The organism is Candidatus Kosakonia sp. 282A-S69, assembly GCF_029433855.1.
GTDB lineage: Bacteria > Pseudomonadota > Gammaproteobacteria > Enterobacterales > Enterobacteriaceae > Kosakonia > Kosakonia cowanii_A.
Window position 1 is genome coordinate 2101915 of the sequence record NZ_JAROAU010000003.1, and the last position, 15833, is coordinate 2117747.

A 15833-nucleotide genomic window follows, 5' to 3' on the forward strand; every position below is an offset into this window, starting at 1 on the left:
GAACCCGTAGGCCGGATAAGGCGGTACGCCGCCATCCGGCAATGTGCACCGTGCCCGACATAATGCCTGATGGCGCTGCGCTTATCAGGCCCACAAAACCGCACGAACCCGTAGGCCGGATAAGGCGGTACGCCGCCATCCGGCAATGTGCACCGTGCCCGACATAATGCCTGATGGCGCTACGCTTATCAGGCCTACAAACCGCACGAACCCGTAGGCCGGATAAGGCGGTACGCCGCCATCCGGCAATGCATTACCGCCTTTCCCCGGCATCCATATCGGCGATCTCCCCCGCCCAATCCTTCGGATACACTCCGGCGCGAACATCGCGATGAAAGGTGGAAAAGGGCCACTGCGCGGTACATTTCACCCACCCATGTTTAACCGGGTTGATATACACATAATCTATATGATGACGATAATCCCGCTCATCGCGGATGGTGTGCTCCCAAAAGCGTGGCTGCCAGATCTCTTTCTGCCTGAGCGACTTACTGAAGGCTTTTTTAAGCTCGCGCCAGCGCCCGGAAAAATCATCATCGTTTTCGGGTAACGTCCAGATGCAGTGCATATGTTCCGGCAGGATAACCCAGGCGTTAATATGAAAAGGCTGGCGGCGTTTCACCATGCGAGTTGCATGGCGCAGCGTATCAATATGGCGGGTAAGAAGATCGCTGCGCCTGTCGCGCAGGTTGACGGTGAAAAACCATGTGCCGCCGGGCACATAATGACGACGATAGTCAGACATCTGGAAACTCCTTTTCCATTCGTAATCCCTGTTGCCTGATGGCGCTGCGCTTATCAGGCCTACAAAACCGCACGAACCCGTAGGCCGGATAAGGCGTTTACGCCGCCACCCGGCAATGTGTACCGTGCCCGGCATCATGCCTGATAGCGCTGCGCTTATCAGGCCTACAAAACCCAGAAAAGCGCGCTAACAGTAGGCCGGATAAGGCGGTACGCCGCCATCCGGCAATGTGTACCGTGCCCGGCATCATGCCTGATGGCGCTGCGCTTATCAGGCCTACAAACTGCACGAACCCGTAGGCCGGATAAGGCGTTTACGCCGCCATCCGGCAATGTGCACCGTGCCCGGAATCAACCCTGCGTTGTCTCCCTTGCGGCGGTTAACTCCGCGATGCGCACAATCACCTGCACCGCCTTTTCCATGCCGTTCAGGGTGGCGAACTCATGTTTGCCGTGGTAGTTATAGCCGCCGGTAAAGATATTCGGACAGGGCAGCCCCATAAAGGAGAGTTGTGCGCCATCGGTGCCGCCGCGGATCGGCTTCATCTGCGGTTCGATATCGCAATCGCGCATCGCCTGCTGGGCGATCTCGATAATGTGCGGGAACTCTGCCACCTTCTCGCGCATGTTGTAATAACTGTCTTCAATCACCAGTTCGATATAGCAATCCGGGTGCAGCCCTTTGCCCACTTCTTTGGCGATCTCCATCATCTTGCGTTTACGCGCTTCAAACGATGCGCGCTCGAAATCGCGGATGATGTAGTGCATTTCGGCGCGATCCACCGTGCCTTTAATGCTGGTGAGATGGTAAAACCCCTCATACCCTTCGGTCTGCTCCGGACTCTCCTCCTCCGGTATACGCGCATGAATTTTGCTGGCGAGCGTCATGGCATTGACCATCACCCCTTTTGCCGTGCCGGGGTGAACGTTATTCCCCACGATTTTCACCGTTACCGACGCGGCGTTGAAGTTCTCGAACTCCAGTTCACCGATGCCGCTGCCATCCATGGTGTAGGCCCACTTCGCGCCAAAGGCTTCGACATCAAAATATTTCGCCCCTTTGCCCACCTCTTCATCGGGGGTAAAGGCCACGCAGATATCGCCGTGGGGCGTGTTGTTCATCTTCAGCACCGACAGCGCGGTCATGATCTCCGCCACGCCCGCTTTGTCATCCGCGCCGAGCAGGGTTTTACCGTCGGTAGTGATAAGTGTATGGCCAAGCAGCTGATGCAGCACCGGGAACATCACCGGCGAGAGGATCTCATCGCCCACACCCAGCGCAATATCACCGCCACGGTAGTTTTCAAGGATTTGTGGGTTAACGTTTTTGCCGCTGAAATCGGGCGAGGTGTCGACGTGGGAGATAAAACCAATCGCCGGAACCGGCTTGTCGACGTTGGATGGCAGTTTCGCCATCAGCGTGCCCTTATCGCTTAAGGTCACGTCCACCAGCCCCATCTCAGTAAGCTGGTCTTGCAGTAGATGCAGGAGCTTCCATTGACTATCCGTGCTTGGCACCTGCCGCACGCCGGGCTTCGATTGCGTATCCAGCGTTACGTACTGCAAAAAGCGCTCTAGTAATTTATCCATAAAGCCCCCTAACAAAATGTCACAACATTATCAGTAAGCGTGAAAAGACAAATATTGCGTCAGGTCACTTTTACCCGGTAAACGAGAATATTTTAAAGGTTGTTGTATTAAACGTAGTTGAGAAAGTGACTGATTGAGCGGCGAAAAGCCATCAACGATTGGCGATTTAACCGCTTTGCCGTAGAATGCCTGCCCTTAAATCGTGCACAACCCTGAAGGTGGTTCATCACAAACCCCGCATCTGATACGCCCTCTGATGCGCAAACACGGGACAGAGTCAAAAATTGAATACACAATCGCGTTCGCGTTCACCGCTGGTTGAGCTGGCCGGTATTCGCAAAAGCTTTGATGGTAAAACGGTAATCTCCGATTTCAATCTCACCATTAATAACGGCGAATTTCTTACGCTGCTCGGCCCTTCCGGCTGCGGTAAAACCACAGTGCTGCGCCTGATTGCCGGCCTTGAGAGCGTCGATGTCGGCCATATCCAGCTGGATAACCAGGATATTACCCACGTTCCGGCGGAACATCGCCACGTTAATACCGTTTTTCAAAGTTACGCCCTCTTTCCGCACATGACCGTGTTTGAAAACGTGGCGTTTGGCCTGCGGATGCAAAAGACGCCGCCAGCCGAAATCGCCCCGCGCGTTACCGAGGCGCTGCGTATGGTGCAGCTTGATGAGTTCGCCCAGCGCAAACCGCACCAGCTCTCCGGCGGTCAGCAGCAGCGCGTCGCCATCGCCCGTGCGGTGGTCAATAAACCGCGTTTACTGCTGCTGGATGAGTCCCTCTCCGCGCTCGATTACAAGCTGCGCAAGCAGATGCAGAACGAGCTAAAAGCGCTGCAGCGTAAACTTGGTATCACCTTCGTCTTTGTGACTCACGATCAGGAAGAAGCCCTGACCATGTCCGATCGCATCGTGGTGATGCGCGACGGGCGCATTGAGCAGGACGGCACGCCACGCGAGATCTACGAAGAGCCGAAAAACCTCTTTGTCGCCAGCTTTATCGGCGAAATCAATATTTTTAACGCTAAGGTAATTGAGCGTCTCGACGAGAAGCGTGTGCGCGCCAGCGTGGAAGGCCGCGAGTGCAATATTTACGTCAACTTCCCGGTAGAGAGTGGTCAGCAACTCAATGTGCTGTTGCGCCCGGAAGATCTGCGCGTCGAAGAGATCAATGACATCGCCGAGGTCGAAGGGCTGATTGGCTACGTGCGCGAGCGAAACTATAAAGGCATGACGCTGGAGTCGATGGTTGAGCTGGAAAACGGCAAGATGGTGATGGTCAGCGAGTTCTTCAACGAAGACGATCCCGACTTCGACCACTCGCTGGATCAGAAGATGGCCATCAACTGGGTCGAGAGCTGGGAGGTCGTGCTGGCTGATGAAGAGCACAAGTAAAGTCCAGAAAGCGGTGATCGCGACCATCGTCGGCTGGCTGGTGCTGTTTGTCTTCCTGCCGAACCTGATGATCATCGCCACCAGCTTCTTAACCCGCGATGACGCCAACTTCGTCAAGCTGGTCTTCACGCTGGATAACTACGCGCGGCTGCTCGATCCGCTCTACTTCGATGTGCTGCTGCATTCGCTGAATATGGCGCTGATGGCCACCCTCGCCTGCCTGCTGCTCGGCTACCCGTTTGCCTGGTTTCTGGCAAAGCTGCCGGCGAACGTGCGTCCGCTGCTGCTCTTTTTGCTGATCGTCCCCTTCTGGACCAACTCGCTGATCCGCATCTACGGGCTGAAGATCTTCCTCAGCACTAAAGGCTATCTCAACGAGTTCCTGCTCTGGCTGGGGGTGATCGAGACGCCAGTGCGCATCATGTTCACGCCGGGAGCGGTGATTATTGGCCTCGTCTATATTCTGCTGCCCTTTATGGTGATGCCGCTCTACTCCAGCATTGAGAAGCTCGACAAACCGCTGCTGGAAGCGGCGAAAGATCTCGGTGCCAGCAAGCTGCAAACCTTTCTGCGCATTATCATTCCGCTGACCATGCCGGGCGTTATCGCCGGCTGCCTGCTGGTGATGCTGCCGGCGATGGGGCTGTTCTACGTCTCGGATCTGATGGGCGGGGCGAAAAACCTGCTGATTGGCAATGTCATCAAAAGCCAGTTCCTCAATATTCGCGACTGGCCGTTCGGCTCCGCGACCAGTATCACCCTGACGCTGGTGATGGGGCTGATGCTGCTGGTTTACTGGCGCGCCGCGCGTCTGCTTAACAAAAAGGTGGAGCTGGAATGATCGGTCGTCTCTTCAGAGGCGGTTTTATGGCCGCCATTTACGCTTACCTCTATATTCCGATCATCATTCTGATCGTTAACTCCTTTAACAGTTCGCGCTTTGGCATCAACTGGCAGGGCTTCTCCACCAAGTGGTACGGCCTGCTGATGAATAACGACAGCCTGTTGCAGGCGGCGCAGCACTCGCTGACCATGGCGGTGTTATCTGCTACCTTCGCCACCCTGATCGGCGCGCTGACGGCGGTAGCACTTTACCGCTATCGCTTTCGCGGCAAGCCGTTTGTCAGCGGCATGCTGTTTGTGGTGATGATGTCGCCGGATATCGTGATGGCGATCTCCCTGCTGGTGCTGTTTATGCTGCTTGGCGTGCAGCTTGGCTTTATGTCGCTGCTCTTCTCGCACATCACCTTCTGCCTCCCCTTTGTGGTGGTAACGGTCTTCTCACGCCTGAAGGGGTTTGATGTGCGCATGCTGGAAGCGGCGAAAGATCTCGGTGCCAGCGAATTCACCATTTTGCGCAAGATTATCCTGCCGCTGGCGCTGCCTGCCGTGGCGGCGGGCTGGCTGCTCAGCTTTACCCTGTCGATGGACGATGTGGTGGTCTCCTCGTTTGTTACCGGGCCGGGGTATGAGATTCTGCCCCTGAAAATTTATTCGATGGTCAAAGTGGGCGTATCGCCGGAAGTGAACGCGCTGGCCACGATCCTGTTAGTGCTGTCGCTGGTGCTGGTGATCGCCAGCCAGCTGATTGCTCGCGATACGACGAAAGCCAAGAGGACATCTTCATGAAAAAATGGTCACGCCACCTGCTCGCCGCAGGCGCGCTCGCCTTCGGTATCAGCGCCGCGCACGCGGACGATAACAAAACGCTCTACTTCTATAACTGGACCGAGTACGTGCCGCCAGGCCTGCTGGAGCAGTTCACTAAAGAGACCGGCATCAAAGTGATCTACTCGACTTACGAGTCGAATGAGACGATGTACGCCAAGCTGAAAACCTATAAAGAGGGCGCCTACGACCTGGTGGTGCCCTCCACCTACTTTGTCGACAAAATGCGTAAAGAGGGGATGATTCAGAAGATCGATAAGAGCAAGCTGACCCATTTCCACAACCTCGATCCGCAGATGCTCAACAAGCCTTTTGACCCGAGCAACGACTACTCGATCCCCTACATCTGGGGCGCAACGGCGATTGGCGTCAATAGCGAGGCGATGGATGCGAAAAGCGTCACCAGTTGGGCCGATCTGTGGAAACCGGAGTACAAAAGCAGCCTGCTGCTGACGGATGACGCGCGCGAAGTGTTCCAGATGGCGCTGCGCAAGCTTGGCTACTCCGGTAACACCACTGACCCGAAAGAGATTGAAGCGGCCTATAAAGAGCTGCAAAAACTGATGCCGAACGTTGCCGCCTTCAACTCCGATAACCCGGCGAACCCCTATATGGAGGGGGAAGTGAATCTCGGGATGGTGTGGAATGGCTCCGCGTTCGTCGCGCGCGAAGCGGGCACGCCGCTGGAGGTGGTGTGGCCTAAAGAGGGCGGCATCTTCTGGATGGACAGCCTGGCGATCCCGGCGAACGCGAAAAATGTCGACGGCGCGCTGAAGCTGATTAACTTCCTGCTGCGCCCGGAGATCGCTAAACAGGTGGCGGAAACCATCGGTTACCCGACGCCAAACCTCGCCGCGCGTAAGCTGCTGAAGCCGGAAGTGGCTAACGACAAATCCCTCTACCCGGATGCGGAAACCATGAGTAAGGGCGAGTGGCAAAATGATGTCGGCAGCGCCAGCGCGCTGTATGAGGAGTATTACCAGAAGCTGAAAGCCGGTCGCTAAGACCGCCTGTCGTTGGCCGGTGCAGCACTTTTCGCACCGGCGACGATAAAAAACCCGCCGCTGTCGTTGTGTATCCGCGCGACTGCACTAGAGTCAATGGATGTCCGGTTAATAAGGGATACCGATGCTCGTCTTATGGAACACGCTGATCACGCTTGCCACCGTCGCGGCGATGGAGATTATCGCCACACTTGCGCATAAATATGTCATGCACGGCTGGGGATGGGGCTGGCACCGCTCGCACCATGAGCCGCGAACCGGCGCGTTTGAAGTCAACGACCTCTACGCCGTGGTCTTTGCCCTGCTGGCTATTGTGCTGATCGCCCTTGGCACCGCCGGTTTCTGGCCGTTGCAGTGGATTGGCGCAGGCATGACGCTCTATGGCGCGCTCTACTTCATGGTGCATGACGGGCTGGTGCATCAGCGCTGGCCGTTTCGCTACGTGCCGCGCCGCGGCTACCTGAAACGTCTCTATATGGCGCACCGCCTGCACCACGCGGTGCGCGGCAAAGCCGACTGCGTCTCGTTTGGTTTTCTTTATGCCCCGCCGGTTGAGGATCTGCAACGAACCCTGCGCCAGCGCAAACGGGCGGAGCATGAGGAGAAGATCAGCGCGCGCGAGGGCGCTGCCACAGGTGAGCAGGACGCGGCGCAGGCCGCGACAGACGGGAAGTAAGCGCCATACCCGCGCCTTTCGCCAGTAAGCCGAACTTCTCGGCTTTGCTGGTGCCCTGGCGGCGATCCCATGCCGCCGGTCCGGCGGCCATCACCTTGATGCCAATCTGCCGGTAGACGCCGTGCGCGGCGGCAATCGCCCACGCCGAGCGCAGCGGCAGACCGCGCAGCCCCGCTTTCGCCGATGCGTAATAGGGTTCAGCGGCCATCACCAGCCTTCGCGCCAGCCGCGCAATATGTTGCCGTTTCGCCGGGGCGGCGATCTCACTGGCCGACATCCCCTCCTCCGCCAGCCACTGCGCAGGCAGATAACAGCGCCCATTTTCCGCGTCTTCAACAATGTCGCGGGCGATATTGGTTAACTGGAACGCCAGCCCTAAATCGCAGGCGCGATCGAGCACCGAATTGTCGCGCACGCCCATGATCCACGCCATCATCAGACCGACTACCCCCGCCACGTGATAACAGTAGCGCAGCGTGTCGTCAAAGGTCTGATAGTGGGTTTCGCGCACATCCATCGCGAAGCCCTCCAGATGCTCAAAAGCCAGGTGGGCAGGCATCCCATGCTGCTTAACCACCTCCTGAAAAGCGGCAAAGGCCGGTTCGCCCATCGTCTCGCCGTCGAAGGCGCGCTGCGTCTCCAGGCGCAGCATCGCAAGGCGCGCCAGCGCGCTCTCCTGCTGTGGCACGTCGGTGCGAAAGCCGAGCTCCTGCTCATCAATCACATCATCGCAGTAGCGGCACCAGGCGTAGAGCATCAGCGCGCTGCGCCTTGTCGCCGGATCAAACAGCTTTGAGGCAGTCGCAAAACTTTTCGAGCCGACGGTGATCGTTTCCGTCGCATGGCTCATTAACGCATCATTCATCCGCTAAGCGCCTCGACCATCAGCCCCGCCGTCGCTTTCGCCGAACCGATCACGCCGGGAATGCCCGCGCCGGGGTGAGTCCCTGCGCCGACGAGATAGAGGTTGTCGATCTCGCTATCGCGGTTATGGGGGCGGAACCAGGCGCTCTGGCGCAGGATCGGCTCCACGGAGAAGGCCGATCCGAGGTGCGCGCCAAGCTGATCGCGGAAGTCGACCGGGGTAAACATGCGCTCGGTCACCAGCTGCTCGCGCAGGCCGGGCATATAGTGCTGCTCGAGATAGGCAAAGATACGATCGCGCAGGCGCGGCCCTTCAACGGCCCAGTCGATCTTCGCCGTGCCAAGATGCGGCACCGGGGCGAGGACGTAGTAACTGCCGCAGCCGGGCGGTGCCAGCGAGGGATCAGTAACGCAGGGGGCGTGCAGGTAGAGTGAAAAGTCCTCCGCCAGCACTTCACCGTGGAAGATCTCCTCAATCAGCTCCTTATAGCGTGGCCCAAAGCAGACGGTATGGTGCGCCAGCTGATCGTGGTGATGATTTAAACCAAAGTAGAGCACAAACAGCGAGTTGCTCATGCGTTTGCGCTTCAGTGAGGCGGCGCGCTTTGCCCCGGTCGGATGGTGGCCGAGCAGCTTCTCGTAGGTGTGCACCACATCGGCATTCGACGCAACGGCAGCGGCCGCAATACGACGGCCATCTTTTAACTCGACGCCGGTAATGCGTTTACCGGCCGCCTCCAGCTTGCTCACTTCGGCATTAAGCTCCAGCGTGCCGCCGAGATCTTCGAACAGCTTCACCAGCCCCTGCACTAACGCGCCGGTGCCGCCGCGGGCAAACCAGACGCCCCACTCCCGCTCGAGGGCGTGGATCAGCGTATAGATTGACGAGGTGGCAAAGGGGTTACCGCCCACCAGCAGCGAGTGGAAGGAGAACGCCTGCCGCAGGTGCTCATCTTCAATAAATTTAGAGACCATGCTGTAGACGCTGCGCCACGCCTGCAGACGCATCAGCTGCGGGCCGGCGCGCAACATGTCGCGGAAGGATAAGAACGGGACGGTGCCGAGCTTCAGATAGCCCTCTTTAAACACCGCTTTTGAGTAGTCGAGAAAACGGCGGTAACCCTCGACGTCGCGCTCGTTAAAGCGGCGGATTTGTGCTTCGAGCCGGGCCTGATCGTTATCGTAATCAAACACCTTCCCCTGCTCCCAGCAGAGGCGATAGAACGGCGTCACCGGCAGCAGATCCACATAATCCGCCATCTTTTTACCGGCAAGCGTAAAGAGTTCTTCAATGGCGCTGGGATCGGTAATCACCGTTGGCCCGGCGTCAAAGGTAAAGCCCCGATCCTGATAGACATAGGCGCGCCCGCCAGGTTTGTCGCGCTGCTCCAGCAGCACGGTCGGCACGCCCGCCGCCTGCAGGCGAATGGCTAATGCCAGCCCGCCGAATCCGGCCCCGATGACGATGGTTTTATTCATGATTGAAGGCTCGTAGTCCAGGTGTGTGTTTAAGTACGGCGCGCATGGCTTCGCCCACCGGTACCGGCGGTTTTCCTGTCAGGATCCGCGCTTTATCAAAAAAGGTGAGTCTGTCGGCATAGAAGCGGGCAATCAGCGCCGGGTTCAGGCCATAAAAACGCTGCATCACCTGCCAGCGCGCACTGGCATCGCCCGCCAGAAACAGCATGCGGTTCAGCATGCGGTAGAAGCGCTGCTGACGCCAGACGCGCTCAGCGTAGTGCTTTATCAGGGTAAAGAGCTTTTCGCCATCCGGCACGGGCTGCTCAGCGATAAGATCCGCCAGCGCCACCGCATGCGGCAGAGAGTAGCCGGTGGTGGCGTGGAACAGCCCGGCGCGCAGGCCGCTACAGGGCTGCCCCGCACGCGACTGCCAGAAGGCGCGGATATCGCCATCCAGCGTGATGGGTAAGTTACCCTGCTCTTCTCGCAGCAGTGTTGTCAGCGTCCACCCCTGCTGGCGCGCGTAATCCGCAATGTGCTGACGCGCCTGGTCACCGCTGAGGGTGGGCCGGTCAATATAGTGGGTATCTTCGATCAGCACCTCGCGCGCTGAGAGCGGCAAGGTGTAGACAAAACGGTATCCCTCTGCCTGGCTGACGGTGGCATCCATCAAAATCGGCTGCTGAAGGTGGTGCGGCTCTGCAAGCTGCCAGTGCTGGCCGAGGAAAGACTGGAAGCCAGGCGTCAGACTGGCATCCGGCAGATAGCCGCGCCCGTCGATCACCGCCCCGGCGTGCAGCGTCTCGCCGCTCTCAAGCGTCACGCTCTGCGGCGTCAGGCTCGCCACCGGCGTATCGGTTAACAGCGCCGAGCCGAGGGTATTGGTAATTTTCTGCGCGAAGTGCTCTGAACTGATGCTGAGATAGCCCCCCTCCAGCGTGCGCTGGCGCGCCGGAAAACGCACTTCGTAGCCCGGCCAGCGGTGGCTGACCAGCGGGGCGATCCAGCGGTGCTGCGCAGCCGTCAGATCCGCCTGATGAAAAGACCAGGTGTGGTTGCCCCCCGGCTGCGCGCCCGCTTCAACGATAAGCAGGCGCAGATCGGGCCGGGCATGATGCAGACGCCAGGCGATAAGACCATTCGCCAGCCCACCGCCGACGAGGATCAGATCCCAGCGCTGGCTCATTGCGCACCCGCCATGACCGGCTGCCCGGTCGTCAGCGCCTGCTCAACAATCTGCGCCGCGCGCGGTGCGCCGCCCGCCTCCTGCAACGGTTGTTGCATGGCGGCAAGCCGTGCAGCGTAGCGCTTATCGGCCAGCAGCGCGCGCAGGTTTTTCTCCACCCGCGCACTGCTGGCAAAGCGTGAAACCCGGCGACCAATCTGATGGTACTCCACACGCGCCGCGACGCCGGGCTGATCGAAGGCCAGCGGGATCACCAGGATCGGCGTGGTGCTATTGATGGCGTCCATTACCGTATTCATGCCGCCGTGAGTGACCACCACATCGGCGTCGCGCATCACCGCCGTCTGATCGGCAAAGTCGGTCACTTCCGCCCCGCGGGCGATCAGCTTCGCCACCTGGCGCGCGTTCAGCCCGCCACAGTGGGCGATCAATAAACGGACATTCATGCGCCGGCAGGCGCGGGCAATGGTGCGAAACAGCCGGTAACGGTGCCCCTGTAAGGTGCCGAGGGAGGCAAAAATCAGCGGGCGTTCTGCCCCGGCCGGGTGATGAGGCGTAACCTCCTGCGGCTGACGCAGCGGCCCGACCGCATGAAACCAGGCGGGCAGCTGGCGCGGAAAATCGAAGCAGGCCAGCGTCTGGCTGACCTGCGCCAGCGGCGAGAGGCACGCATGCATCGCGTTACGCGCCGGGAGCCCAAAGCGTCGCGCATGCCGGGAAATGACGGCGTTCTGGCGCGACATCACATTGTCATAGACCTGGGTGCTGGCGCGGTAGAGCTTTTTGCGCTGCTCGCCGGGCGCGTAGCGAAACGGCATCACCGGCAGCGGGATGGTTTCATCCCGGTTAACCGGCAGCGCGCAGGCGACGGAGACAAAGGGCAAGCCCAGCGACTCTGCTGCCAGCCCACCGGCAGGCTCCATCTGATCGACAATCACCCCATCGACGCCAAGCTCCGTCAGCGCCGCAGGCAGCGCGTGGCAGAGCATATCGGTGGTGCTCGCCAGATCGTTAATCAGGCGAATGATGCCCGGCCCTGCAGGGTGGGCCATCAGCCGTAAAGTGCGTTGCAGGCGGGCGGGCGGATGGCTCGTTTCGCCAACCGCGTAAAAGCCGATGCGCGGATCGTGCAGTAACTGCTGCGCCCCGGCCTGATTAACAAAGGTGATACGGTGGCCGCGCGCGACAAGCGCCTGTGCCAGCGCTTCCAGGGCGCGCATATGGCTGTAGAGCGGCGGTGAGATCACCGCAAAGTGGCTCATGCTTCACGCACCAGCGTCGCCTGGCGTAGCGCCTCCAGGTTAGCGCTGCCGGTACAGAAACAGGCGACACGAAGCTGATCGATCACCACCTGGAAGTGGGCGACGACGGTTTCACATGAGACGGTAGCGCTGCCGAGCACGGCCGCAGCCTGGCCCACCAGCGAGGCTCCCAGCCGCAGCGCTTTCGCCGCGTCAATACCGTTAGCAATCCCGCCGGAGGCGATAAGCGGCATCGCCGGCATCGCCTGTTGCAGGTCGGTCAGCGCCTGCGCGGTCGGAATGCCCCAGTTGGCAAAGGCCATCGCCACGGCGCGATGATGCGCCTGCGCGGCGCGCTCGCCCTCCACCGCCGCCCAGCTGGTGCCGCCTGCTCCGGCGACATCGAGCATCGCCACACCAGCATCGCGCAACTGGCGCGCGACGTTGACGGATAAGCCAGCGCCCACCTCTTTCACCACCACCGGGACAGGAAGTGCCGCCACGGCTTTCTCAATCGCCGTCAGCACGCCGCGCCAGTCGCGATCGCCACCGCTTTGCAGCGCTTCCTGCAGCGGATTGAGGTGAATAATCAGCGCATCAGCGTCAATCATCTCCACCGCGCGGCGCGCGTAATCCACGCCATCAGGCCCGGCAATTTGCGCCGCACCGAGGTTCGAGAGCAGCGCGATATCCGGCGCCAGTTGGCGCAGCTCACGGGTTAAGCCAGAATTCTCTTTGCTCTCCAGCGCCACGCGCTGTGAGCCGACCCCCATCGCCAGACCGAGCTGCTGTGCCGCCTGCGCCAGGTGGCGGTTGATCGTTGCCGCACGGCTGGCGCCGCCGGTCATGGAACTGATCAACAGCGGCGCGCGCAGGGTTTTGCCAAACAGCGTGCAGCCAAGATCGATCTCATCCAGATGCAGCTCCGGCATCGCGCAGTGTTCAAAACGCCACTTCTCGAAGCCGGTGGTACGTTTCATGGCGCTGTGCGGGCTATTGAGGACGATATCCAGGTGATCGTTTTTACGTTTTGCCAGATCCTTCATCAGCTAGCACCCCGGCAGCGTCGTGGCCCGGCTTTCGCCAAACAGCGTCATCTGTTTATCGAACCAGGCGCGCATAAAGCGGCGCGTCGAGACGCCGCGCGGGCAGGCGCTGGCAAGGTGTTCATCGGCGCTACGCAAATGTTCGCTCAGACGCTGATGCACGACCTCCGCACCCAGCATCGCCACCAGCGTCGATTTGCCGTCATCTTTATTGATATCTTTGCCGGTACCGTTCAGCCCGTCGGTAAGATCGTCCATCAACTGGAATGCCTGGCCGAGGTCGAGGGCAAAACAGCGCAACCGCTCACACACCTGCGGCGAAGCCTCGGCGGCAATCGCCGCCATTTGTAGCGTGGCATCAAATAAACGGCTGGTTTTTAACTCATTGGTCAGCTGGATGGCTTCCGCACTGCGCGCTTTGTCACCCTCATGCAGATCGAGAAACTGCCCCTGAACCAGCCCCTGAAGCCCAACAGCGGTCGAGAGCTCCGCCACCGCCGCCGCTTTGCAGGCGGCCGAGAGACCCTGCGCCTCTGCCACCACGCCAAAAGCGCGGCTCAGGAGCGCAACGGCCGCCAGAATGGCGACATTTTCACCATACTGCCGATGAATAGTGGGTCGCCCACGGCGCAGCGCGGCGTTATCCATACAGGGGATATCGTCCAGCATTAGCGAAGCGGCGTGTACCATTTCAACGGCACAGGCCAGATCGAGCAGCCCGCGCTGGTCAGCATCGCAGCCAAGATCGTGCGCGGCCAGCATCAGCAGCAGCGGGCGGACACGCTTGCCCGCCACCAGGGTTCCTTCGCGCATGGCGCTGTAGATCTGATCCTGTTGCGCACCGGCGGGTAACAGGTGATCGAGGCGTTGTTGCAGCGCATCGCGCAAAGTCTGCAGTTGGGCGTCGTGGTTGAGATTCATCGTGGCTGTCCCTCGTTATCCTTTAAGCGATGGCCGGGTAAATAAGTCAGAGCATGAGGGCAGCGGTTCGCCTGCTGCGCTCGCCGGAGTGCGTAAAAAACTCCGCGCAGCCTGGGCGCTAATCTCTGCAGTGTCGTATTGGCAAAGCGTAGCGCAGATTAGAAGATTTGCTCCGTAACGAGCGAATTCATAAGAATTTTTACATTATTACAACATAGTCGCCCGGTCAACCATGCGCGACCGGGCGAGGCGCTTATAAGCCTTTCAGCAGCTTGTCGACATAGGCGGGAACCACCTCGCTTGCCAGGCCATACTGCTTCTCTTCAAACTCGCTCCCCACCTGGCTCGGTTCGAGGTTGAGCTCAACGGTATGCGCACCGTGCAGCTTCGCCTCATGGACAAACCCGGCGGCGGGATAGACATGCCCGGAGGTGCCAATGGCGATAAAGAGATCCGCCATCGCCAGCGCGCTGTAGATCTCATCCATGCCGAGCGGCATTTCACCAAACCACACCACGTGCGGGCGCAGCGGCGCGGGGAACTGGCAGCAGTGGCACTTATCCTCTTCGCTGACATCGCCGCGCCATTCCAGCACCTGACCGCTCTGCGAACAGCGCACCTTCAGCAGCTCGCCATGCATATGGATAATGTGCCGATTACCGGCGCGCTCGTGCAGGTTGTCGATATTTTGCGTGATCAGCAAAAAGCGGTCGCCGAGCGCCTCTTCCAGCTTCGCCAGCGCCAGATGCGCGGCGTTCGGCGCGATCTCCGGCTGCTGTAGCTGGCGGCGGCGGTCGTTGTAGAAGCGCTGCACCAGCTGCGGATTACGGGCGAAACCTTCCGGCGTCGCCACATCTTCCACATGATGCTCTTCCCATAGCCCGTCCGCAGCGCGGAAGGTTCGAATACCGGATTCAGCGGAGATCCCCGCCCCGGTTAAGACAACTACTCTCGGTTTTTCCATTACGTCATGCACCATTATGTCGCGGAAAAAGATTCGCTGGCGCAAGCGCTCGCGCAGGCGGCGCTTGTTGCGGCGAAAACGGCTGAGACGATGTGAACGTCGCGATTGCATGGGCATCCTCTCAGGAGTGGTCTGCAAGGTGAAGGAAGGCCGCGCCGCGCATACCGCCCGCGTCGCCGTGGCGCGCGCGTTCGATACGGGGAACGTCGCCGGCCGGTAAAAGGTGCGGCGCGATGCGCGACGGCAGCAGCTGCGTCAACGCGCTGAAGTTGGATAATCCGCCGCCAATCACCAGCAGATCCGGGTCGATCATCGTCAAAATATTCCCCAGGCAGACCGCCAGCAAATCGACATAGCGCTCAACGTGCGCCCGCGCGTTTGCCTCGCCCTGCTCCCAACGCGCGATAATTTCCGGCGCTGTCAATGTCTGATGATAGAAGTGTTGGTAGAGCCACGCAAAACCGCGGCCGGAGAGATAGTTCTCAATACAGCCGAGGTTGCCGCAGCCGCAGCGCAGAAGCGGGAAATCAAAACCCATCAGGGAGAGTGCATCGACAGGCAGACGGATATGACCAAATTCGCCGGTGATAAAGCGCCGACCGGGGATCGGCTTACCGTTAAACACCAGCCCACCGCCGACGCCGGTGCCGAGGATCAGCCCCATCACCAGCGGATAGCGGCGAAACGCCTCATCCCAGGCCTCTGAAAGAGTAAAACAGTTGGCATCGTTGTCGATACGCACCTCGCGATCGAGCAGATTACTGAGATCGCGGCGCAGCGCCTGCCCGCTGGCGGCGGGCAGATTGGCGGCGTAGAGCGAGCCATCGGCGGTTTCCGGCACTCCCGGAATACCGATGCCAACGCTGCCCTTCACGCCGCTACGGCGGTCAGCTTCCGCCACCAGCGCGGCGATAGCCTGTAGAAAGGCGTCGTAGCTTTCATGGGGCGTGGCAATACGCGTTTCCCACTGTAACCGCCGCCCGGCGTCAAAGAGGCCGAGCGCGATTTTACTGCCGCCAATATCAAACCCGTAGTGCATTGCCACTCCTTCGTTGTGGCGCCGTT

The 15833-nt window shown here is 59.8% G+C and carries 15 protein-coding genes; 5 read left to right on the forward strand and 10 right to left on the reverse strand.

Translation table 11 applies throughout. The features are described 5' to 3' along the window. Positions 1-253: 253 nt before the first annotated feature. Together PU683_RS15720 and pepT are read right to left on the reverse strand one after the other, a co-directional pair. Positions 254-745 carry an REP-associated tyrosine transposase gene (locus tag PU683_RS15720; RefSeq protein ID WP_277173091.1) on the reverse strand — a complete coding sequence of 164 codons (492 nt, stop codon included), beginning with the start codon at positions 743-745 and terminating at the stop codon, positions 254-256. A 350-nt stretch (positions 746-1095) separates the two neighbouring features. Next, entirely contained in the window at positions 1096-2334 is a 1239-nt protein-coding gene (gene pepT / locus PU683_RS15725) for a peptidase T (RefSeq protein ID WP_277173093.1), read from the reverse strand. A gap of 284 nt (positions 2335-2618) precedes the next feature. On the opposite strand from pepT, the gene potA reads away from it, so the two are divergent. The 5 genes from potA to PU683_RS15750 all read left to right on the forward strand — a co-directional run bounded on the left by potA (position 2619) and on the right by PU683_RS15750 (position 7085). Next, entirely contained in the window at positions 2619-3737 is a 1119-nt protein-coding gene (gene potA, locus PU683_RS15730) for a spermidine/putrescine ABC transporter ATP-binding protein PotA (RefSeq protein WP_277173094.1), read from the forward strand. Beyond that, entirely contained in the window at positions 3721-4578 is an 858-nt protein-coding gene (potB, locus tag PU683_RS15735; protein WP_277173096.1) for a spermidine/putrescine ABC transporter permease PotB, read from the forward strand. Before potA ends, potB begins: the two co-directional genes overlap by 17 nt. Continuing rightward, positions 4575-5366 (forward strand): spermidine/putrescine ABC transporter permease PotC, encoded by a 792-nt coding sequence (gene potC, locus PU683_RS15740; protein ID WP_277173098.1) that lies wholly within the window; start codon positions 4575-4577, stop codon positions 5364-5366. Before potB ends, potC begins: the two co-directional genes overlap by 4 nt. Next, entirely contained in the window at positions 5363-6409 is a 1047-nt protein-coding gene (gene potD, locus PU683_RS15745; protein WP_277173100.1) for a spermidine/putrescine ABC transporter substrate-binding protein PotD, read from the forward strand. The genes potC and potD overlap by 4 nt, the downstream gene beginning before the upstream one ends. Positions 6410-6533: 124 nt before the next feature. After that, positions 6534-7085 carry a sterol desaturase family protein gene (locus PU683_RS15750; protein ID WP_277173102.1) on the forward strand — a complete coding sequence of 184 codons (552 nt, stop codon included), beginning with the start codon at positions 6534-6536 and terminating at the stop codon, positions 7083-7085. Here the strand turns inward: PU683_RS15750 and crtB are convergent. From crtB to nagK, 8 genes are all read right to left on the reverse strand, one after another. Beyond that, positions 7018-7950 carry a 15-cis-phytoene synthase CrtB gene (gene crtB, locus PU683_RS15755; protein WP_277173104.1) on the reverse strand — a complete coding sequence of 311 codons (933 nt, stop codon included), beginning with the start codon at positions 7948-7950 and terminating at the stop codon, positions 7018-7020. The genes PU683_RS15750 and crtB overlap by 68 nt on opposite strands. Then, complete coding sequence (locus PU683_RS15760) at positions 7947-9428, reverse strand: phytoene desaturase (RefSeq protein ID WP_277173106.1); 1482 nt, start codon at positions 9426-9428, stop codon at positions 7947-7949. The genes crtB and PU683_RS15760 overlap by 4 nt, the downstream gene beginning before the upstream one ends. Beyond that, positions 9421-10596: a lycopene beta-cyclase CrtY gene (gene crtY / locus PU683_RS15765; RefSeq protein ID WP_277173108.1), complete on the reverse strand. Its 1176-nt coding sequence runs from the start codon at positions 10594-10596 to the stop codon at positions 9421-9423. Before crtY ends, PU683_RS15760 begins: the two co-directional genes overlap by 8 nt. Beyond that, positions 10593-11858, reverse strand: a complete 1266-nt coding sequence (locus PU683_RS15770; protein ID WP_277173110.1) for a glycosyltransferase — start codon at positions 11856-11858, stop codon at positions 10593-10595. The genes crtY and PU683_RS15770 overlap by 4 nt, the downstream gene beginning before the upstream one ends. Beyond that, entirely contained in the window at positions 11855-12883 is a 1029-nt protein-coding gene (gene fni, locus PU683_RS15775; protein ID WP_277173112.1) for a type 2 isopentenyl-diphosphate Delta-isomerase, read from the reverse strand. Before fni ends, PU683_RS15770 begins: the two co-directional genes overlap by 4 nt. A gap of 3 nt (positions 12884-12886) precedes the next feature. Further along, positions 12887-13804 (reverse strand): polyprenyl synthetase family protein, encoded by a 918-nt coding sequence (locus PU683_RS15780; RefSeq protein WP_277173113.1) that lies wholly within the window; start codon positions 13802-13804, stop codon positions 12887-12889. A gap of 253 nt (positions 13805-14057) precedes the next feature. After that, positions 14058-14879, reverse strand: coding sequence for a Sir2 family NAD+-dependent deacetylase (gene cobB, locus PU683_RS15785; RefSeq protein WP_277173115.1), 822 nt, complete (start codon positions 14877-14879; stop codon positions 14058-14060). A gap of 10 nt (positions 14880-14889) precedes the next feature. Continuing rightward, positions 14890-15807, reverse strand: a complete 918-nt coding sequence (gene nagK, locus PU683_RS15790; protein WP_277173117.1) for an N-acetylglucosamine kinase — start codon at positions 15805-15807, stop codon at positions 14890-14892. Between the last annotated feature and the right edge of the window lie 26 nt (positions 15808-15833).